This window comes from Fusobacterium mortiferum ATCC 9817 (genome assembly GCF_000158195.2).
GTDB classification, from domain to species: Bacteria; Fusobacteriota; Fusobacteriia; order Fusobacteriales; family Fusobacteriaceae; genus Fusobacterium_A; species Fusobacterium_A mortiferum.
In genome coordinates, this window is sequence record NZ_GL987994.1 from 552,271 (window position 1) to 573,421 (window position 21,151).

At 30.6% G+C, this 21,151-nt stretch carries 19 protein-coding genes; 10 read left to right on the top strand and 9 right to left on the bottom strand.

All coding sequences use genetic code 11. The features are described from left to right. Positions 1-35: 35 nt before the first annotated feature. From FMAG_RS12210 to FMAG_RS12235, 6 genes are all read left to right on the top strand, one after another. Positions 36-1,052, top strand: coding sequence for an ABC transporter substrate-binding protein (locus FMAG_RS12210; protein ID WP_005887107.1), 1,017 nt, complete (start codon positions 36-38; stop codon positions 1,050-1,052). An 82-nt stretch (positions 1,053-1,134) separates the two neighbouring features. Continuing rightward, positions 1,135-2,265 (top strand): ABC transporter ATP-binding protein, encoded by a 1,131-nt coding sequence (locus tag FMAG_RS12215; protein ID WP_005887109.1) that lies wholly within the window; start codon positions 1,135-1,137, stop codon positions 2,263-2,265. Next, positions 2,255-3,910, top strand: coding sequence for an ABC transporter permease (locus FMAG_RS12220; protein ID WP_005887111.1), 1,656 nt, complete (start codon positions 2,255-2,257; stop codon positions 3,908-3,910). The genes FMAG_RS12215 and FMAG_RS12220 overlap by 11 nt, the downstream gene beginning before the upstream one ends. 56 nt (positions 3,911-3,966) lie before the next feature. Then, positions 3,967-5,697: a sensor histidine kinase gene (locus FMAG_RS12225; protein WP_005887113.1), complete on the top strand. Its 1,731-nt coding sequence runs from the start codon at positions 3,967-3,969 to the stop codon at positions 5,695-5,697. After that, the gene (locus FMAG_RS12230) at positions 5,669-6,478 is read left to right on the top strand and encodes a response regulator transcription factor (protein ID WP_005887115.1); all 810 of its coding nucleotides are present in this window, start codon (positions 5,669-5,671) and stop codon (positions 6,476-6,478) included. Before FMAG_RS12225 ends, FMAG_RS12230 begins: the two co-directional genes overlap by 29 nt. An 8-nt stretch (positions 6,479-6,486) precedes the next feature. Continuing rightward, entirely contained in the window at positions 6,487-7,083 is a 597-nt protein-coding gene (locus FMAG_RS12235) for an HAD family hydrolase (RefSeq protein ID WP_005887116.1), read from the top strand. A 302-nt stretch (positions 7,084-7,385) separates the two neighbouring features. Here FMAG_RS12235 and FMAG_RS12240 read toward each other — a convergent pair whose 3' ends face one another. Further along, complete coding sequence (locus tag FMAG_RS12240) at positions 7,386-8,018, bottom strand: LysE family translocator (protein ID WP_005887118.1); 633 nt, start codon at positions 8,016-8,018, stop codon at positions 7,386-7,388. Between the two features lie 550 nt (positions 8,019-8,568). On the opposite strand from FMAG_RS12240, the gene ilvD reads away from it, so the two are divergent. From ilvD to ilvC, 4 genes are read left to right on the top strand one after another with little or no spacing between them, the layout of a single operon-like run. Continuing rightward, the gene (ilvD, locus tag FMAG_RS12245; protein WP_005887122.1) at positions 8,569-10,233 is read left to right on the top strand and encodes a dihydroxy-acid dehydratase; all 1,665 of its coding nucleotides are present in this window, start codon (positions 8,569-8,571) and stop codon (positions 10,231-10,233) included. Between the two features lie 10 nt (positions 10,234-10,243). Beyond that, the gene (gene ilvB, locus FMAG_RS12250) at positions 10,244-11,959 is read left to right on the top strand and encodes a biosynthetic-type acetolactate synthase large subunit (protein WP_005887125.1); all 1,716 of its coding nucleotides are present in this window, start codon (positions 10,244-10,246) and stop codon (positions 11,957-11,959) included. Then, positions 11,952-12,188 (top strand): ACT domain-containing protein, encoded by a 237-nt coding sequence (locus FMAG_RS12255; RefSeq protein WP_005887128.1) that lies wholly within the window; start codon positions 11,952-11,954, stop codon positions 12,186-12,188. The genes ilvB and FMAG_RS12255 overlap by 8 nt, the downstream gene beginning before the upstream one ends. Before the next feature lie 52 nt (positions 12,189-12,240). Further along, positions 12,241-13,248 carry a ketol-acid reductoisomerase gene (gene ilvC, locus FMAG_RS12260; RefSeq protein ID WP_005887131.1) on the top strand — a complete coding sequence of 336 codons (1,008 nt, stop codon included), beginning with the start codon at positions 12,241-12,243 and terminating at the stop codon, positions 13,246-13,248. Between the two features lie 490 nt (positions 13,249-13,738). Here ilvC and FMAG_RS12265 read toward each other — a convergent pair whose 3' ends face one another. The 8 genes from FMAG_RS12265 to FMAG_RS12300 form a co-directional block, all read right to left on the bottom strand. Then, complete coding sequence (locus FMAG_RS12265) at positions 13,739-14,008, bottom strand: hypothetical protein (protein WP_005887133.1); 270 nt, start codon at positions 14,006-14,008, stop codon at positions 13,739-13,741. Between the two features lie 60 nt (positions 14,009-14,068). Next, positions 14,069-14,575, bottom strand: a complete 507-nt coding sequence (locus tag FMAG_RS12270; RefSeq protein WP_005887135.1) for a tetratricopeptide repeat protein — start codon at positions 14,573-14,575, stop codon at positions 14,069-14,071. 137 nt (positions 14,576-14,712) lie between these two features. Continuing rightward, positions 14,713-15,864 carry a 2-methylaconitate cis-trans isomerase PrpF family protein gene (locus FMAG_RS12275; RefSeq protein WP_005887137.1) on the bottom strand — a complete coding sequence of 384 codons (1,152 nt, stop codon included), beginning with the start codon at positions 15,862-15,864 and terminating at the stop codon, positions 14,713-14,715. A 16-nt stretch (positions 15,865-15,880) separates the two neighbouring features. After that, positions 15,881-16,372: a LeuD/DmdB family oxidoreductase small subunit gene (locus FMAG_RS12280; RefSeq protein WP_005887140.1), complete on the bottom strand. Its 492-nt coding sequence runs from the start codon at positions 16,370-16,372 to the stop codon at positions 15,881-15,883. Position 16,373: 1 nt separating this feature from the next. Then, the gene (locus FMAG_RS12285; RefSeq protein WP_005887141.1) at positions 16,374-17,648 is read right to left on the bottom strand and encodes a 3-isopropylmalate dehydratase large subunit; all 1,275 of its coding nucleotides are present in this window, start codon (positions 17,646-17,648) and stop codon (positions 16,374-16,376) included. A 10-nt stretch (positions 17,649-17,658) separates the two neighbouring features. Further along, a complete protein-coding gene (locus tag FMAG_RS12290; RefSeq protein WP_005887142.1) occupies positions 17,659-18,927 on the bottom strand; it encodes an SLC13 family permease in 1,269 nt (422 codons plus the stop codon). Positions 18,928-18,945: 18 nt separating this feature from the next. After that, positions 18,946-19,854, bottom strand: a complete 909-nt coding sequence (locus FMAG_RS12295; RefSeq protein WP_005887144.1) for a hydroxymethylglutaryl-CoA lyase — start codon at positions 19,852-19,854, stop codon at positions 18,946-18,948. Between the two features lie 12 nt (positions 19,855-19,866). Beyond that, entirely contained in the window at positions 19,867-21,051 is a 1,185-nt protein-coding gene (locus FMAG_RS12300; RefSeq protein WP_005887146.1) for a CaiB/BaiF CoA transferase family protein, read from the bottom strand. Between the last annotated feature and the right edge of the window lie 100 nt (positions 21,052-21,151).

Below are 21,151 nucleotides of genomic sequence, written 5' to 3' on the forward strand. Positions count from 1 at the left end.
TCTCTTATTAAGAAAAAAAATAAGGAGGGAGTAAAATGAAAAAATTATTTTTAGGATTAATTGGAATTATGATGTCTATATTTTTAATAGGTTGTGGAGGAGAAAAGGAAGTAGAAACTACTGAAAATACAAAAAAATTGACAGTATATTGTCCACATCCATTAGAATTTATAGATCCATTGGTAAAAGAGTTTGAAGTAAAATATGGAGTATCAGTAGAGGTAATAGCAGCAGGAACTGGAGAATTAATGAAGAGAATCGAATCAGAAAAGGATAATCCATTAGCTGATGTACTATGGGGAGGAACTATAACAACAGTAGAGCCAATAAAAGATTATTTCTTACCATATACTTCTAAAAATGAAGAAGCTTTCTATGATAGTTATAAAAATGTAGAAGGAAATATGACAAGATTTACAGCAGTACCAAGTGTAATTATGGTAAATAAAAATCTTATAGGAGATATCAAAATAGAAGGATATCAAGATTTATTAAATCCAGCTTTAAAAGGAAAAATAGCTTTTTCTGATCCAGCTAAATCTTCATCATCTTTTGAACATTTAGTAAATATGCTATATGCAATGGGAAATGGAAATCCAGATAATGGTTGGTCTTATGTAGAAAAATTAATGGATAATTTAAACTATACTTTACTTTCTGGTTCTTCAGCTGTATATAAAGGAGTTGCAGATGGAGAGTATACAGTGGGATTGACATTTGAAGAGGGAGCAGTAAAATATGTAAACTCTGATGCTCCAGTAGAAGTAGTTTATATGGAAGAGGGAGTAATAGTAAAACCTGATGGTGTATATATAGTAAAAAATTGTAAAAACTTAGAAAATGCAAAATTATTTGTAGATTTCTTAACTGGTAAAGAGGCACAAAGTATGATTACAGCTCAATTAAATAGAAGAAGTATAAGAAAAGATGTTGAGCCAGGAAAAGGATTGAAGAAATTAGAGGATATAAATGTAATAGAAGATGACCTTGAAGTTGTAAAATCTCAAAAAGCAGTATGGTTAGATAAATTTAAAGATATCTATACAAAATAAGTATTGAGCTAGTGTCCATTTATAAACTTGAAAAATAGCAATAAATGGACACTTTTTATTTAAGATAGAGAGAGGTGTAAAGATGAGTGTAGCAATAAATGTGGATAATGTTATAAAAAAATTTGGAGATAATACAATTATACCAGGAATGACAGTAAATATAAAAAATGGAGAGTTTTTTACACTGTTAGGACCATCTGGTTGTGGTAAAACTACCCTACTAAGAATGATAGCAGGATTTAATAGTATAGAGGGAGGAAAAATATATTTTGATGATAAGTGTATAAATGATGTCCCTGCACATAAAAGAAATATAGGAATGGTATTCCAAAGCTATGCTATCTTCCCACATATGACTGTTAGAGAAAATGTGGAATATGGACTAAAATTAAGAAAAATTAATAAAGATGAGATTAAAGAAAAAGTGGATAAAATATTAGATGTTGTAAAAATTTCAGAGTATCAAGAGAGATTGCCAGAGAGATTATCAGGAGGACAACAACAAAGGGTTGCTCTAGCAAGAGCTATTGTAATTCATCCAAGTGTTTTACTTATGGATGAGCCTCTTTCAAACTTAGATGCTAAGTTGAGATTGGAGATGCGTTCTGCTATAAGAGATGTACAAAAGAAAGTTGGAATAACAACTGTATATGTAACACATGACCAAGAGGAAGCTTTGGCTATTTCTGATAGGATAGCTGTTATCAATAGAGGAGTAATTCAACAACTAGGAACTCCACATGATATATATACAAGACCATACAATCAGTTTGTAGCTACATTTATAGGATATTCTAATCTTTTTAGAGGGTATTTAAAAATAAGAGAGGGTAAAAAATTTGTTGTATTTAAAAGTGGTTATGAAATTGAGATGGAAAATTTAGTTGATGAAGTGAAAGATAATCAAGAAGTTATAGTAGCAATTCGTCCAGAGGAGTTTTCAATAGTGCATGAAAGTGGAGAAGGGCTAGAAATGAAGATAAAGACAAGTACTTTTTTAGGAAAGTATAATACATATGAGATAGAAGCTTTAAAAGATGATATAGTAGAAAATATGCCAGCATTGGAATTTTCTCAAGATATAGGACAGGCTACAAAAATATATGGTGTAGGAGATAAATTATATTTAAAACCAAACTCTAAAAAAATAAATATCTTTACTTCTGATGGAGAAAAGAGTTTAATAAAAGGAGTTGAGGTGTATGTTAAATAGAAAGTTTAAATGGGATTTTTGGACAAGTGTAACTTTAATAATAGCCCTTATTTTTACACTATTTTTAATATATCCATTATTCTCTTTATTCATTAGTGGTTTTAAAGACCCTATAACAAATGAGTGGAGCTTAACAAACTTTGTAAGATTTTTTTCGAGAAAGTATTATTATCAAGGACTTTTAAATAGTTTTAAGGTAACTTCTTGTGTAACAGTACTGGCTATTGTTATTGGAGTTCCTATGGCTTATTTTATGTCTGCTTATAAAGTGAAATTAAAAGGTTTAGTAGAAGTATTGATTATTATCTCTATGTTATCTCCTCCATTTATAGGAGCTTACTCTTGGGTTTTACTATGTGGAAGAAGTGGAGTTGTTACAGAGTTTTTTAGAGATATTTTGGGGATAAATCTTCCTACAATATATGGATTTACAGGAATACTATTAGTTTTTACATTAAAACTATATCCATTTATCTATCTATATGTTTCAGGAGCTCTAAAAAAAATAGATGTTTCATTAAGTGAAGCAGCAGAAAGCTTAGGTTGTACAACAATTAAGAAAGTTTGCACTATTATAATGCCTCTAATTTTACCTACTCTTATGTCAGGAGGACTTTTGGTATTTATGAATGCTATGGCAGACTTTGGTACTCCTATGTTAATAGGAGAAGGGTATAATGTTATGCCAGTTTTGATATATTCTGAGTTTGTAGGAGAAATGGGTGGAAATGCTAACTTTGCTGCAGCAATGGCAACAGTTTTAGTATTTATAACTATCTTGTTATTTTTAGGACAAAAATATATAGTAAATAAGAAATCTTTTGTTATGAGCTCTTTAAGACCTATGCAAGCAAAGGAGTTAAAAGGAGTAAAGGGAGTATTGATGCATATATTTATATATTTAGTAGTATTCTTATCAATAATTCCACAAATTACAGTAGTATATACTTCTTTCTTAAAAACAAAAGGTTCGATGTTTGTTCCAGAGTTTTCGTTGGAAAGCTATGAGAAAGTCTTTTCTAGAATGGGAAATGCTATATTTAATACTTATCTATATGGAATAATAGCAATAGTAATTATAATTTTCTTGGGAATGTTTATAGCCTATATTTCTACAAGAAAAAGAAATGTTTTAACAGGAATAATAGATACAATGACAATGTTTCCATATATTATTCCAGGGTCTGTAATTGGTATCACTCTTCTTTTAGCTTTTAATAGTAAGCCACTATTACTAAGTGGTACAGCAGCTATAATAGTAATCTCATTTGTAATAAGAAGATTACCTTACACATTGAGGTCAGCAGCAGCAATACTATATCAAATAAGTCCAAGCTTGGAAGAGGCTTCAATTAGTTTAGGTTGTTCTCCAGTGAAAACATTTTTTAAAGTAACTTCAATAATGATGTTACCAGGGGTATTATCAGGAGCTATACTAAGTTGGATAACAGTAATAAATGAATTGAGTTCTTCAGTTATTTTATATACAGGATTTACTAGGACAATGTCAGTATCTATATATACTGAGGTAATTAGAGCAAGTTATGGTACAGCAGCAGCACTATCTACAATTTTGACTTTAACAACAGTTGTATCTCTTCTAATTTTCTTTAAAGTAACTGGTGGAAAAAATGTAAATATTTAATTGCTAGAAATTTAAATAAAATAGTGATAAAATAAAAATAAAAAGGAATGATTGTAATGGGAAATAAGAAATTTGTCAGTTTTAAAGAGCAGATGAAAAAGATTTTAATTTTCTATTCACTCATTCCTATTATTTTTACTGCTCTTATAGGTTATGGAATGATATATTACCTAAGTTATAGAGCAATGGTAAATAATAATAATAACAATTTAAAAAATTTATCTCAGCAAACAGATGAAATAATTTCAAAGGTATATAATGAAATTGATAGATTGAGCAAGGATGAGATTTTAAAAAAGGTAATACTTGATGATGAGATCAATGAAAAAGCTTACGAGCTTCTATACAAAAGTCCTCTAAATCTTGAAATTGATGGTAAATTTGTACTATATGATAAAAATATAAATATCTTAATGACCAATGCAGAGTTTCTAGGGAGTAGTAACGGATATATTTGGGGACTCTTTTACAGAATGTTATCTAATAATGAAAAGACTATAAATTATGTAGGAAAGCTATATTTTAGAGAGGGAAATGTAAGTAATTTTTCTGTTGGGAAACCTATAAAAAATAATAATGAGATTATAGGTTATTTGGTTTATCATATGTTAGATAAAAATTTTGAAAAGATAATGGGAGATTCTGAAAATTTTGGTGTAGTTTTAACAGATAAGTATAATAATGTTATCTCAACTAATAATGCCAATTTTAAAGATTCCTTAGATAAATTAAAGAAAGAGTTTAGAGAGAAAAAAAATTATCTGAAATATAGGGGAAGAAAATACTATATTTCTAAGCAAGAGGTTTTTTATTCAAATATAGATGTATATTGTATATCTTCTACTGAATATATTATAGATAATTTTATAGAGAGTTTTATTTATATAACTATTGTTTTCATTTTTCTTGTAATTTTTATGTCGAAGGTTGCTAAAAATATTGCTTTAAAAAAGACTAAAACAATTGAAGAGATAATAAAGGCAATAAAAAATATAGAAACAGGAGATTTAGATACTCAGATAAATATAAAATCTAATGATGAGTTTGAGATAATAGGTGATACTTATAATCAGATGCTTTTAGATATAAAAAGATTGATAGAAAAAAATAAAGAGGAAGCAACACATAGTATAGTTACAGAGATAAAACAGCTAGAGAGTCAATTTAATCCCCACTTTCTTTTTAATACATTGGAGATGTTGAGGTATACTATTCATTTAGATAAAAAAATGGCTAATAAGATAATTATTAATATGGCATCAATCTTGAGATTTAGTATAGAAAATAAAAGTTCAGAAGTAAAAATAGAGAGGGAGATTTTCTATATAAAAAACTATTTAGAAATTCAGAAGATAAGATTTGGAGATAAGTTTTCATATTCTATAGATGTAGAGGAGAGATTTTTAGAATATTTAACACCTAAACTAATTATTCAACCAATAGTTGAAAACTCTATTAAACACGGATATATTCAAGAGAAAGAGTTTAAAATATTAATTAAGATTAAGCAGAAGAGAGAGAGAATTCAGATAGGAATTTTTGATAATGGTAAGGGAATAGAAAAGCAAGAGCTAAAACTTTTAAAGGAGAAACTTTTAAAAAGAAATTTAAGCTTAAAAGAGCATATTGGAATGTATAATGTTCAAAGAAGAATAGAGTTGTTATATGGGAAAGAGTATGGCTTAAATATAAGGAGCTCCTCTAATAGGGGAACTTATATAGGAATAGAGATTCCATTTAAATTGGAATGGAGGCAAGATGATAAGAGTATTGATAGTAGAAGATGAGGAGATTATTAGAAAGGGACTAATAAATACTATAGATTGGATAGAAAAAGATTGTAATATAGTGGGGGAAGCTATAAATGGATTAGATGGATTGGAAAAAATAAGAGAGCTTAAACCAGATTTGGTTATTACAGATATAAAGATGCCTAATTTAAATGGATTGGAAATGATAAAAAGGTGTCAAAGTGAAAATATAGTTTTTGAATCAATTTTATTAACTAGTTATGGAGAGTTTGAATATGCTAAAGAGGGGATAAATATTGGTGTAGTGGAGTATCTTTTAAAGCCACTAGATGAGGAGTTACTCTATAAAGCATTAGACAAGGTAAAGCAAAAGTTGGAAAATAAGAAAAATCTTGAGGTTTTGGAGAAAGTTAGTAAAACTAAAGAGGAATTGGAATTTTTTAATATAAATATCTGTTTTGAGAAAGCTCAGACTAAAAATAAATATGTGTATAAAGCTTTACAAAAAATTCAAAATAGATATAATGAGAAGATAAGTATTATTGAGATTGCAGATGAATTGGGAGTGAGTTCAGGTTATCTCAGCAGAAAGTTTAAAGAGGAACTAGAGGAAACTTTTTTAGAGATATTGAATAAATATAGGGTGCAGAAAGCTATGAAACTCCTTGTAAAAGAGGATTTAAAAATGTATGAAATCTCTGAAAAAGTTGGATTTAGTGATTACAAACATTTTTGTACTGTGTTTAAAAAATATCTTGGTATGGCTCCAGGGGAGTTTATAAAAAAAGATGTTTTAATATTTGATAAGGATAAATAGGAGGGAAAATGATAAAAAATATTATTTTTGATTTGGGAAATGTGTTGATAGAGTATAGTCCAGAGAGATTTATCTCTGAATTTGTAGCTGAGAAAAATCAAGATAGATTCTATAAAAGAGTATTTAAAGAGCAAGAGTGGCAAGATTTAGATAGAGGAACATTAGAGTATGATGAGGCTATAAAGATTTTTACAAAGGATTTACCAGAGGAGAAAGAGAACATAGAAAAACTTTTTAAAGAGAATATACAAGGGGTACTGTTTCCTATTGAAGAGAATTTAAAATTATTACCAAAATTAAAAGAAAAGGGGTATAAATTATATATTCTTTCTAATTTTCACAGAGAGGCTTTTTTAGAGATAGAGAGAAAGTGTGAATTTAAAAAGTATTTTGATGGAAAAGTTGTATCCTATGATGTAAAACTGTTAAAGCCTGAAAAGGAAATCTATGAGGAGCTATTGAAAAAATATAATTTAAATCCTGAGGAAACTCTATTTATAGATGATACTTTAGCAAATACTGAAGGAGCAGAAAAATTAGGAATTTCAACTATACATTTGATAAATAAAGAGAAATTAAAAGAGGAGTTAGAAAAATTTTTATAAAATAACTTAAGAATTATTCTATAATCTAAGAAGTTAAAAAATTCAAGAATTACTTTTGTTCAAAGAATAAAGAGCAAGTAGGCTTAGTTCACTAAAAACACAAGGGTTAAACCTTTGGTTTATTGTGTTTTTTAGCGTTCACTTTCGCTGACTTGCTCTATTTATTCTTCTCAATCTTCGTAATTCTCAGAATTTTTTATAAAATATAATATTGTCCTTTTATATTGTTAAACTGTTTTATTTTTTGATTTCAATTTAAGAGTTTACAATAGTCCTTTCATATTATTAAGATATTTTTAAGTTTAACTATTTTTTACTCTAAGAAGATTTATTCCTAAGATAATAAAAATTGTTCCAGAAAGTTTGTTTACTATTTTTCCAAAGTTTTTATTTCTCTTTAGGAAAGTTGCTATAAAAGAAGCAAAAATAGATAGAGATATATACCAAATTCCAGAGATAATAGTTGAAGTTAGACCTAATAAAACAAAAGGTACCATTCCATAAGTGTTATTTGTGTCTATAAATTGTGGTAAAAAAGCTAAGAAAAATAGAATTATCTTAGGATTCAAAAGATTAGTAACCAATCCTTGAAAGAAAGCCTTTTTTAAATCTTCTCTTTTCTTTTTCCCCTGATTAACAGCAAGCATATCTTTAGATTTTATACTTTTAATCCCCATATATACAAGATACATAGCTCCTAAAAACTTTATAAGATTAAAAGCTGTTACAGAATTTTTTAGTAACAAAGAAAGTCCAAAGGCTGCTAAAAAAGTATGAACTATAAGCCCAGAACAAATTCCAAAAGCAGAATACTTACCAGACTTGATACTATTGGATATAGCTTGTCCCAGTATAAACATAGTATCACTTCCTGGTATCAAAGCTAAAATAATACTAGAAGTCAAAAACATTTCATAATTAATAACTCCAAACATAAACCCTCCACTTAAAAAATTAATATTGTCTCATTAGATATTTTATCACTTTTTTTAATATTGTCTAGGGGTAAAATATTAAATTTTAAGTATTTTTTGATGAAAAATAATTTTTAATTGTGTATTATTAAAAACATAAATAGTGGAAATAAATTTTTAAAAAACTCAGAAGCTAAAGCAAGATTGATAAAATATTATTTTAAAATATTGATTATATAAAATATATATTTTACAAAAAAAGAAAATTTTGATAATATTATTGAAAATAAGATTGAAAAAAAGGAGGAAAACTGATGTTAATTTTAACTAACATAATAATAAGCATAATATGTATAATAATAATTATTAGTTCTATTAATCATCTATTGAATGAGTTAAAAGTTTCTAATAATATTTTTGTGCTACCTGAAATGCTTATTAAGATGTTAAAAGTAAAATTGCGTTAGGTTTTCAAAATTATTATAAATAAAAGACTTTTATGAGAGATTCAATGGATGATACCGTTGAGTCTCTTTTTTTTATAAAACTTTAAAACACAGGGGGATAAATAATGAGAAGTGAGAATTTGACAAAGGGAGTAACAAGAACACCACACCGTTCACTATTAAAAGCTTTGGGGCTGACAGATGAGGAGTTAAAAAAGCCATTGATTGGTATAGCTAATTCATATAACGAGGTTATTCCAGGGCATATGCATCTAAAACAACTAGTTCAAGCAGTGAAAGATGGGATAAGAAATGCTGGGGGAATACCAATGGAGTTTAATACAATAGGTGTATGTGATGGATTGGCAATGAACCACGAGGGAATGAAATACTCCTTAGTTTCAAGAAATCTAATAGCTGATTCAGTGGAGATTATGGGAATGTCAACTCCCTTTGATGCTATGGTATTTATCCCAAATTGTGATAAGGTAGTGCCAGGAATGTTAATAGCAGCAGCTAGATTAAATATTCCAAGTATATTTGTAAGTGGTGGACCTATGTTAGCTGGGACACATAGAGGAAGAAAGATAAGCTTGAGCAGTACATTTGAAGCAGTGGGAAGCTTTACCTCTCAAAAGATAGATGAGGAGGAGCTAAAGGAGATAGAGAATAGAAGCTGTCCAACTTGTGGTTCATGTTCAGGAATGTTTACAGCAAATACTATGAACTGTTTAACAGAATGTTTGGGAATGGCTCTTCCTGGAAATGGAACAGTACCAGCTGTATATTCAGAGAGAATAAGGTTGGCAAAAAGTAGTGGAGAGCAGATAATGAAACTTTTAGAAAAGGACTTAAAACCACTGGATATACTGACTAGAGAGAGTTTTGAAAATGCAGTGGCTCTGGATATGGCACTAGGAGGTTCATCTAATACAGCTCTTCATCTTACAGCAATAGCACATGAGGCTGGTGTGGGATTGACTTTAGAGGATTTTGATAGAATTTCTAATAAAACAAAACAGGTGTGTAAATTAGCACCAGCAAGTGATTATCATATAGAGGATTTATACAATGCTGGGGGAGTAAGTGGAGTATTAAAAAGATTAGCTGAAAATAATCTATTGCATCTAGATACTCCAACTGTGGCTCTAAAAACTCAAGGGGAGATAGTGGATAGAGCAGTAATCTATGATGAAAATGTAATAAAACCTTGGGATAGACCAGCGTACAATACAGGGGGAATAGCTGTATTAAAAGGAAATCTAGCTCCAAATGGTTGTATAGTGAAAGCTGGAGCAGTAGCAGAGAATATGTTAAAACATGAGGGGAAAGCAAAGGTATTTGATAGTGAAGAGGAGTGCGTAAAATCAATCTTAAATAAAGAGATAGAAAAGGGAGATGTCTTAGTAATTCGTTATGAGGGACCAAAGGGTGGACCAGGAATGAGAGAGATGTTGACACCTACTTCACTATTAGGAGGAATGGGACTGGATAAAGATGTAGCTCTAATAACAGATGGAAGATTTTCAGGAGCTACAAGGGGAGCATCTATAGGGCATATCTCTCCAGAAGCAGCTAGTGGAGGAAATATTGCTCTAGTAGAAAATGGAGATAGAATACTTATAGATATTCCAAATAGAAAAATAGAACTTTTAGTAGATGATAAAGAGTTAGAATTAAGAAGAGAGAAACTTCCAAAATTTCAATCTAAGGCTAAAGGATATTTAAAGAAATATGCTTTAAATGTTTCATCAGCAGATAGGGGAGCAGTAGAAATTTTTGGGGAATGAGAGGAAAACTATGAAAGAGAGAGAGATTACAGGGGCTAGGGTATTATTGGAGTGTTTAAAAAGATTGGGAGTAAAGGATGTCTTTGGATATCCAGGAGGAAGTGTAATCCCTATATATGATGAGATATACTCATTTGAAGGAATAAAACACTATCTATCAAGACATGAGCAGGGAGCAGTACATGAGGCTGATGGCTATGCTAGAGCTAGTGGAGAAGTGGGAGTGTGTATTGCCACTTCTGGTCCAGGAGCTACTAATTTAGTAACAGGGATAATGACAGCCTTTATGGATTCTATTCCAATACTGGCTATCACTGGACAGGTAAATAGAGCAATGCTAGGAAGAGATTCATTTCAAGAGACAGATATAGTAAATATAACACTTCCAATAACTAAGAGTAACTACCAAATACTCTCTATTGAGGAGATACCACAAATTGTAAAAGAGGCTTATCACATAGCCAAAAGTGGAAGACCTGGACCTGTATTAATAGATTTTCCTAGAGATATACAATTAGAAAAGATAGAGGTAGAAAGATTTGAGGAGCTATATTCAGAAGAGATGGATTTATCTGGATATGAGAGAGGGTATCAAGAGGATTTGTCCAAGTTAGATGAGGGAATAAAGTTGATAGAGAACTCTAAAAAACCACTGATTATAAGTGGGGCTGGGGTAATTCATTCAAAGGGAGCAGAGGAGTTTAGAGAGTTTGTAGAGAGATTACAGATACCAGTAACTTCCACTCTTTTGGGACTGGGAGCTTATCCAGGAGATAAAAATCTTTTTTTAGGAATGTTGGGAATGCATGGGACAGCAGCAGCTAATATAGCTACATTAGAGGCTGATTTGATAATTGGAATGGGATTTAGGTTTGATGATAGAATTACAGGAAATATTGAAAAATTTTGTCCCAATGCTAAAATTATTCACATAGACATTGACCCATCAGAGATAGAGAAAAATAAAAAGGTTGATATAGCTTTGGTGGGAGATTTGAAAAAGGTATTAACTCTTTTGAATGAAAAAAGAATAGAGTTAGAAGATATTCGTGAATGGAGAGATAGAGTGGAGTATCTCAAGAGAAGATACTCTCTAATAGTTCCAGATTGTAAAGAGGGATTGACTATTCAAAGAGTACTCAGAGAGATAGATAGAGTATTAAAAGGAGAGGGAGTAATTGCAACAGATGTGGGACAGCATCAGATGTGGAGTGCCTTACACCTCACTTATAGAAATCCCAATAGTATAATCTCATCTGGTGGAGGAGGGACTATGGGATTTGGACTACCTAGTGCAATAGGAGCTCAGGTAGCTTGTCCTGATAAAAAGATTATAAGCATAGTGGGAGATGGAGGGTTTCAGATGAATATTCAAGAGTTGATACTTTTGAAAGCCTACAAACTTCCAGTAAAAGTATTTATAATGAATAACTCTTATTTGGGAATGGTAAGGCAGTGGCAGGAACTATTCCATGAGAGAAGATACTCAGAGGTAAATTTAGAGATTAATCCAGATTTTGTAAAGGTAGCAGAGGCTTATGGAGTAAAAAGTGTTACCTTAGAAAGTGAAGAGGATTTAGAAAAGATAGATGAGATATTAAAAAGTGATGAACCTATTTTAGTAAATTGTATTGTGAAAAAAGAGGAGAATGTATATCCTATGATTCCAGCTGGGAAATCAGCAGAGGATATGATTGGACTGAGAGGAGTGAAGGATTATGAATAGAAAATTTAACTTAGCAATTGTAAGTAAAAATAATAAAGTTTTTTTACAAAGAGTGATGACACTTTTTTATAAGAGAGATTATCTAATTCATAATATGAGTGTAGACTTTAGTAATCAATCTGGTTATGCAAAAATTTTGCTTACTTTAGAGGGAAATGATGAGATTTTTGACCAAGTTCAAAGACAGGTATATAAAATTGTAGATGTTGTAAATGTAGAGCAAATTTAAGAGAGTAAAAAAACAATAATTAAAATATAAAACAACTTAGGAGGATTTAAACATGGCAGGAAATATTTTAGGAACAACAGTATATTATAACGAGGATTGTAATTTAGAGAAATTAAGAGGAAAGAAAATAACAGTTTTAGGATATGGTTCACAGGGACATGCCCATTCATTAAATTTAAAAGATTCTGGAATGGATGTAACTGTGGGATTGAGAAAGGGGTCGCCATCTTGGGAGAAAGCTGAAAAGGCTGGATTTGTAGTAAAAGAAACAAGTGAGGCTGTAAAAGATGCTGATGTAGTAATGATTTTAACTCCTGATGAAACTCAAGGAGAGATGTATAAAAATGAGGTAGCACCATATTTAAAAAAGGGAGTATATCTAGGATTTGGACATGGATTTAATATCCATTTTAAGAAAATTGTACCAGCTGAAGATGTAAATGTATTTATGGTAGCACCTAAGGGACCTGGACATCTAGTGAGAAGAACATTTACTGAGGGAGTTGGAGTTCCTTGCTTAGTTGCTGTGGAGCAAGATTACAGTGGAGATACAAAAGAAGTAGCTCTAGCTTGGGCAGCTGGAATTGGTGGAGGAAGGTCTGGAATCTTAGAGACAACATTCAAACAGGAGACTGAAACAGACTTATTTGGAGAGCAAGTGGTACTTTGTGGAGGAATTACTGAGCTGATTAAAAGTGGATTTGAGGTACTGAGAGAGGCTGGATATGACCCTGTAAATGCTTATTTTGAATGTTTACATGAGATGAAACTAATAGTTGATTTGATGTATGAGGGAGGAATGGCTAAGATGAGACACTCTATCTCTAATACAGCTGAGTATGGAGATTTCTTAACAGGTCCAAAGATTATTACTGCTGAAACAAAAGAGAAGATGAGAGAGGTTTTAAGAGATATTCAATCTGGAAAATTTGCTGATGAATTTTTAGAGGATTCAAGAGCTGGGCAACCATTTTTAAAGAAGAAAAGAGAGGAAGCAAAGGCTCATGAATTAGAGAGAGTGGGAACAGAGTTGAGAGCTTTGATGTCTTGGTTAAAATAGGGAATATAAAAAAGGGAATGTAATTTAAAAAATTAAAGTTATTATAAATACTTCAAGAATGACTTTCGTTCAAAGAATAAAGAGCAAGTAGGTTTCCAAAATTCTAAGAGCTTTAACTCTCTAAGAATTTTGAGACACAGGAAGCAAAGCTTTCAGTGTTTCCTTAATGTAACACAGAAAATAAATTTCTATGTCTCAATAGTAGTAGTCGTTAAAACTCCCCTACTATTGGAAAACTCGTTTCACTCAAACAGTTGTGTTTTTTAGCGTTCGATTTCACTGACTTGCTCTATTTATTCTTCTCAATCTTCGTCCTTCTTGAATGTTATTCTCTTTTCTAGTAAATTTCTTAAATTAAAACCATAATGTAGTAGGAGTAAAATAAAAAACTATATAAAAATTATAAAAATAATTATTAATTAACAAAATAAATAATTTATAGATAAAACATTCTAAAATTATAGGTAATTATATAAATTAACTCTAATTTTTAACTTTCTAACTCTTTCTCTATATCAGCTATATTTTTTAAAATCTTCTCCTTATATTCTCTAAAAGCCACTAGGAGTTCAGCCTTACTTCTTCTAAAGATACAGATATTTCCATTGTAGTAGGAATACTCATCTGTTAAAAATTTTTTTGGAATTTTATTTAATGAGCAACCTAAAGCTGTTATTAAAGCATCTTCTGTTTCCATTCCTATTTCAACTTCTTGTAAAATAATTATATGGGAAAATTCTATATAATATAATCTGTCCATAATCTCTCCTTTATAAAACAAAAGGGCATAAATAAAGCCCTTTTTTATTTTAAATATTTTTTAATTTGTTCCCTTTAATAAAGCTGCAGCCTTTGCAACCTCTCCAGCACTAGTATAGATATTAGCTAAGGATTTTTCTACTTCACTATTATTTCCATATAATTTTAAATAGTTTTCTAAAACATTAGTAGCAGTATTTGTATCATTAAATTTTGAAGTAAGTATCTTAGCATAATTTAAAACATAATCTTTAGAGTTACCAAAATACTCATTTCCAGATTTTAAAGCTGTCAATAACTCTTGATTTTTATTTAAATTTTGAAGAACATTTAAATATGTAGAGTAAGTTTCTAAATTTGTTGAAGCAGGAGAAAGATTTTTTAAAGCATTATAAGCTCCTATCATATCTCCTTGTTTATAAGCTGCTATTCCTTGTAAAATATTTGAAGTAGAATTTAATGTATTTACAACTGTAGTTGTAGAAACAGTTTGTTGATTATTATTTTCTAAATTATTACATGCAGCAAGAGTTGCAAGTAAAGCAGAAAGAATAATTAATTTTTTCATGTAATCCTCCTTGATATAAGTAAATGTATATATTTTATATCATAAAAACTTTTATATGTAAATATTTTTTAAAAATAGATATGTTTTTGTTTATTAAGGAGTAATTTATACAATGAAGAAATTATAAGCTGATTATTTTAAATATTTACAAAGACTCTTCCTTCTAAAATAAGTCTAGCAGTTCTACATACTACTAATTCCTCAATTTTACATCTATCATTTGGATAACTAGCTCTTACTTTTATAGGAATTATTCCTCCAGGATGACCAATTTTTACTTCAACTCCAGTTTTAACCTCATCTTTTAAAAGATTATATACCACACTATCTTTGATTCTAGCTACAGCTCCAGTAGCTACAGTTCCTGTAACTGGGTAAGTTTTATGCATCTTTTGCATAAATAATAGTCTTGATACGATATCTAAATTATCCTTTGAAACTTTCTCTCCGTTTAGTGCTGTATAGTCAGCTGCTTTACTTACAATAGCAAAGAATGGTTGGTAAGGAGTCTTTATTTGAGCTTCTTCCCACGAGTCTACAAGCTTTAGCTTACAACATACCTCTCCTCTTATTCTCTCTATTTTCTTTAGTAACTCTTTGTCACTATCAATTTCATTACTACTTTCTGTTCCCTTTAGCCCTAACTTATCAGCTTCAATAAAGATAACAATATTTCCAGCATCAACAATAGAAAGTTCAAACTCTTCATCTTCAACTTTGATTATATCTCTAGGATTTCCTGTAGGTAATAGATCTCCAGTAATTCCTCCTACTACATCAGACCAATCCAATGTTATCTTAGCTCCAGTTCCAGGGACACCATCTATTTTATAATCTCCTCTAAATTCAGCTTTTCCATCTTTTACAGGAACTTCTAAAGTTAAAACTCTGTTTGTATTAGTCATATGTACTCTAACTTTTGTAATAGGTTCAGTAACCTTTACTAAATTGTTATTAACAGCAAAAACTCCAACTCCTGAAGAGATATTTCCACAATTTCCACCATAGTCAATAAAGCTCTCTGTAATACTAACTTGTCCAAAGGTATAATCTACATCTGCATCCTCTCTAGAAGATGGACCTACAATAGCTAATTTACTAGTCAAACTATCTGCCCCACCTAATCCATCTATCTGTCTTACATCAGGACTTCCAAATATAGCTAGAAGAATTCTATCCCTTAGTTCCTGCTCCTTTGGTAATTCATTTTCCATTATATATATTCCTTTACTAGTTCCCCCTCTAATGATAGAGCATTTTATTTCAAAATCTTTATTGTAGTTACTCATAGTTTAAGCCTCCTAATTATTTCTTAGATATCTTTTCCTTTAAATAGTTAATTAGTCCATCTTGTTTGATAAATTCCATAATATGCTCTGGAATCTTTTCACAGACATATTTTTCATCTTTACTTTTATTATATATTATTCCCTCTTTATAATCTATTTCTAGTTCATCATACATAGATATTTTCTCTGTTAAGTCACATTGAATTGCAAGTATTCCTAGATTTATACAGTTTCTATAAAAAATTCTAGCATATGATTTAGCAATAATTGTTTTTATTCCTAACTCTTTTAGCATTAGAGGTGCTGTTTCTCTACTTGAACCAGAACCTAAATTTTTCTCTGCCACAAAGATATCTCCTGGCTTAGAGTTTTTAGCAAATTCTGTGTCTATTGGACTCATAGTAAATTTTGCTGCCTCTTTTATACTTAGTTCCATATATGCTGGGGGAGAGATTATATCTGTATTAATATTATCTCCATATTTTAATGCTCTTCCACTAATATTCATATTATTCCTCCTCAATAAACTTTCTTGGGTCTACTATATAACCTGTAAGTGCAGCAGCAGCTACTGATAATGGAGAGGCTAGATATACTTCTCCTTTTTTACTTCCCATTCTACCTATAAAGTTTCTATTTGTTGATGAGATACAAACTTCTCCCTCTCCTATTGCTCCAGAGTGTATCCCTAAGCAAGCTCCACAGCTAGATGCTAATACTGTGGCTCCAGCTTCAGAGAGTGTCTGTAAAATTCCATCCTTTGCACATCTTTCCCATACCTCTTTAGATGCTGGAGAGATTAGCAATCTTACTCCTTCAGCTATCTTTCTTCCTTTTAATATATCAGCTGCCAATTTTAAGTCATTGTATCTTCCACCAGTACAAGAACCAATATAGGCTTGATCTATCTTTACTCCCTCAATTTTAGCAATCTCCTCTACATTATCTACTTCATGTGGACATGAACAAAGAGGATAAATTTCTGAAACATCTATAGTTATCTCTTGAGCTACTCCATCAGAACTATTAGTTGATAAAAGTTCTATAACTTCTGGAGTTAGTTCTAAATCTAGATTTTTTAAATACTCCTTTGTTTTCTCATCAACTCTCATTATTCCATTTTTAGCTCCAGCTTCCACTGCCATATTAGCAATACATAATCTTTCATCCATAATTAAATTATCTATTACTTCTCCTGAGAATTCAAGTGCCTTATAAGTAGCTCCAGCATGACCTATTTTTCCAATAGCTGCTAATATCAAGTCCTTAGCCATAACTCCCTTATTCATCTTTCCAACAAAGTTTATCTTTATAGTCTCAGGAACTTTCAACCAAATTTTTCCAGTTGCTAAAACTCCTAGCATCTCTGTTGAACCAATTCCAGTTGAAAAGGCTCCTAAAGCTCCATATGTACAGGTGTGACTATCTGTTCCTAAGATTATCTCTCCAGGTAAAACTCTACTTTTTTCAATCATTACTTGATGACAAGGTCCAGCAAACTCATAGTAATGTTTAACCTCATTCTCCTTAGCCCAATCTCTAGTAAATTTTACAATAGAAGCTTGATGGGCATTAGCAGGTGGAGTATAGTGGTCTGAAATTATTGTAACATTATCTGGATTCCAGATTTTTAAATTTAACTCCTTCATCTTCTCAGCAATTTCAATTCTAGGACCTAAAATATCATCCATCATTGCTTTGTCTACATCTACCCAAACAATATCTCCAGCTTTTACTTTATCTAATTTTGCTGCTCTTGCTAAAATTTTCTCTGTTAGTGTCATAACTCCTCCATTACATATATTTAGTAAAACTAAATCCACCTATTAATATAAAGATTGCTACAATAAACATATTTAACATAGTTATATAAAATAGTCTTTTAAATTTACTTGAGAACTCCTCGTTAGTGAGCTCATAGTTTTCAGAAAGTGTTGCCATAACAAAGGCTCCTCCAGTTGAAAGAGGACTCATTCCAGAAGGAGATGAACCATTTATAACTGCTGATAGAAGTAATGCACTAGGAACCACTCCTGCTATTCCCAATGTTTCAATAATTCTAGGAATAGTTGGAATCATTGTAGGCATAACAACACCAGAAGTAGAGCTAAATAAACTTAAAATTCCTGATGAAAGAGCTAAAATTGCTGCAACTGTTTTTTCGTTCATAAATAGACTTAGAATATCAGCTAGTAATTTTATTCCATCTAATTTAACTATTAAGTCCATCAATATTCCCATTCCAGAGATAAGTAGGATTGTATTCCAAGGAACTGATCCTAAAGCCTCTTTCTCTGTTCCCACTTTTAGTAGTATCAAGATGATGCTTATTAGTATTGAAAGTAGTCCTATATTTAAATTGAAGAAAGCTACTCCTATAACCATACATAGAATACCTACTAAAGTTATCTTTTGTTTTTTATTAAATTTTAAAACTTCACTACTAAGCTCTTTAGCTTTTAGTTTATATCCCTTTAAGAAAATATATGAAATAATCGCTCCAAAGGCTGTAGCTAAAAATGTATTTAATACCATTGTGTTAGCTAAATTTCCAGTTATATTAGCATTTTTAGCTAACTCTAAACCTATTATTCCAGTCGGTGCCCAAGGAACAATACCACCACCTATTGAACCTAGTTGCCCCATAGTAGTTAATAGAAAAGGATCAGCATCTAACTCTTTTGCCATAGGAATTCCAAATAATGCAGCTAAAGCAAATCCTGTTATTGTTCCAGCTCCTAAGAAAGCTATAAAATATATGACAAAATACATAAGTATTGGAATTAACCAAGCTTTTTTTCCAGATAATTTAATCAATTTTTTTACAATCAAATTTAAGGTACCATTGTGTTGAGCTATTCCAAATAATATACTCACTCCTACTAACATTAAAAATAAGCTTGAATTAAATCCTTTTATTATATTACTTGCTGATACCTTTCCCAAATAACCTAAGATCAATGAAAAACCTAAGGCTAAAACCCCCATATTTATCTTTTTTACAAAACCAATAACAATTGTTATCAGTAATATTACTAATGATATTATCGAAACTATTTGCATGCTATCCCCCTTTAAAGATTAAGAATTACAACTAATCTTATCACTTATATTTATCTGATGCCCACTATATACTCCGTTAATATTATCTCTACACTCTTTAGCTATATTTACTAATTTTTTAAAATTTATTCCTGTTTCAATATTTATTTTGTCTAGCATATAAACAAAATCCTCAGTTGATAAGTTTCCAGATGCTCCTGGTGCAAAAGGGCAACCTCCCATACCACCTAATGAAGCTTGGACATGTTTAATTCCTTTTTTAATTGCTATATATGAATTTAACATTCCCATATTTCTAGTATCATGAATATGAACTTGAAACTCAATATCTTTGTATTTTTCTAGTAATATAGTTAACAACTCATCTATTTGTTTTGGATTTGATATACCTATTGTATCACATAAGTTAATAGTTCTGATACCTAAATCATATGCTCTTTTAACATAACTATCTACCTTATCATATGAAACTTCTCCATCAAAAGGGCAACCAAATGTAGTTGCTGCATCTAATGTAATATTTATATCTGGAAAATCAGCTAAGATTTTTTCTAGTTCTACAAAAGATTCATCTACACTACGATTTACATTTGCCTTATTGTGTCCTTCAGATACAGAGATAACATATGCTATATTTCTAAGTCCCATCTCATATGCTCTTTTAACTCCTCTATAATTAGGAACTAAAGCTGAAAATTCTAACTCTGGATATTTATTTAAAAAATATTTGGCTATTTCTTCAGCATCTTGCATCTGTGGTATATGTTTTGGAGAGACAAAAGATGTAAGCTGTATCTTTTTTACTCCTGATTCTATAATTCCCTCTATTATTTTTTTCTTTTCTTCAGTTGAGATAAACTCCTTTATACTTTGAAATCCATCTCTTGGACCGACTTCTATTATTTCAATTCTGTTATTTATTTCCATATTTTCTCCCTTCTAGAACAGATTTTCATCTGCTAATCTTTCAATCTCTTCTTGAGTGTAACCTAATATATTTCCAAGTACTTCATTTAGATGTTCTCCTAAAAGTGGAGCTGGTGTTTTTATCTTAGTAGGAGTCTCACTAAATTTTAGATGATTTCCAGTCAACTTCATTTTTCCTGCTTTTGGATGTTCAACCTCAACAAACATCTCTCTTGATAGAATGTGAGAGTCATTTACAACCTTATCAATAGTATTTATAGGAGCAGCTGGTATTCCCTTAGCTAATAATCTCTCAACAGTTTCATCTACTTTTTTATCCTTCAACCACTCTTCGATTATAGGTTTTAAATGCATATTATTTTCAACTCTTTTAGCATTTGATATAAATCTCTCATCTTCTAATAGTTCAGGAGCTTCCATAACTCCAACTAGTAAAGAGAAAAGTTTGTCATTTCCACAACCTATTACTAAGCTACCATCTAAAGCTTTGAATGAGTCATAAGGATATACAGATTCATATCTATTTCCTATTCTTTCTGGAATTTTTCCACTAGTTAGGTAGATTTGAGTGATGATTTCCATTGATGATACAACAGAGTCTACTAAGGCAACATCTACCTTTTGTCCTATTCCAGTTTTAAACTTATAATTTAAAGCCCCTAAAACACCAATAGTTACACTTAGTCCAGCTAAGATATCTGCCATTGCTGTTCCTGTTCTTGTAGCTTCTCCCCCAGGCCAACCAGTAGTACTCATCAATCCACCAACAGCCTGACCAATAATATCATATCCAGCTCTATTTTTATATGGTCCTGTATGTCCAAATCCTGAAACACAACCATATATTATTCCAGGATTTACTGCTTTTAATTCCTCATATCCCAATCCTAATTTTTCCATAGTTCCAGGTCTAAAATTTTCTAAAATAATATCAGCTTTTTTTACTAATTCTAAAAATATTTCTTTTCCCTTTTCAGATTTTAAATTAAGTGTTATTCCCTTTTTATTTCTATTTAAATTCATATAATAAGCACTTTCTCCGTTGACAAAAGGACCAAAACTTCTACTGTCATCTCCCTTTTTTGGTACTTCTACCTTTATCACTTCAGCTCCCATATCTGCTAACAACATTCCACAATAAGGTCCTGCCAAAACTCTTGTTAAATCTAAAACTCTTACTCCTGTTAATGCTCCCATTTTTTATTCCTCCTAATTAGTCGACTAGTCGTTTATATTTAAATATATAACATATTGTTTCCAAAAAGTCAATTTTTTATTTTTTAAGTTTGATGTTTTA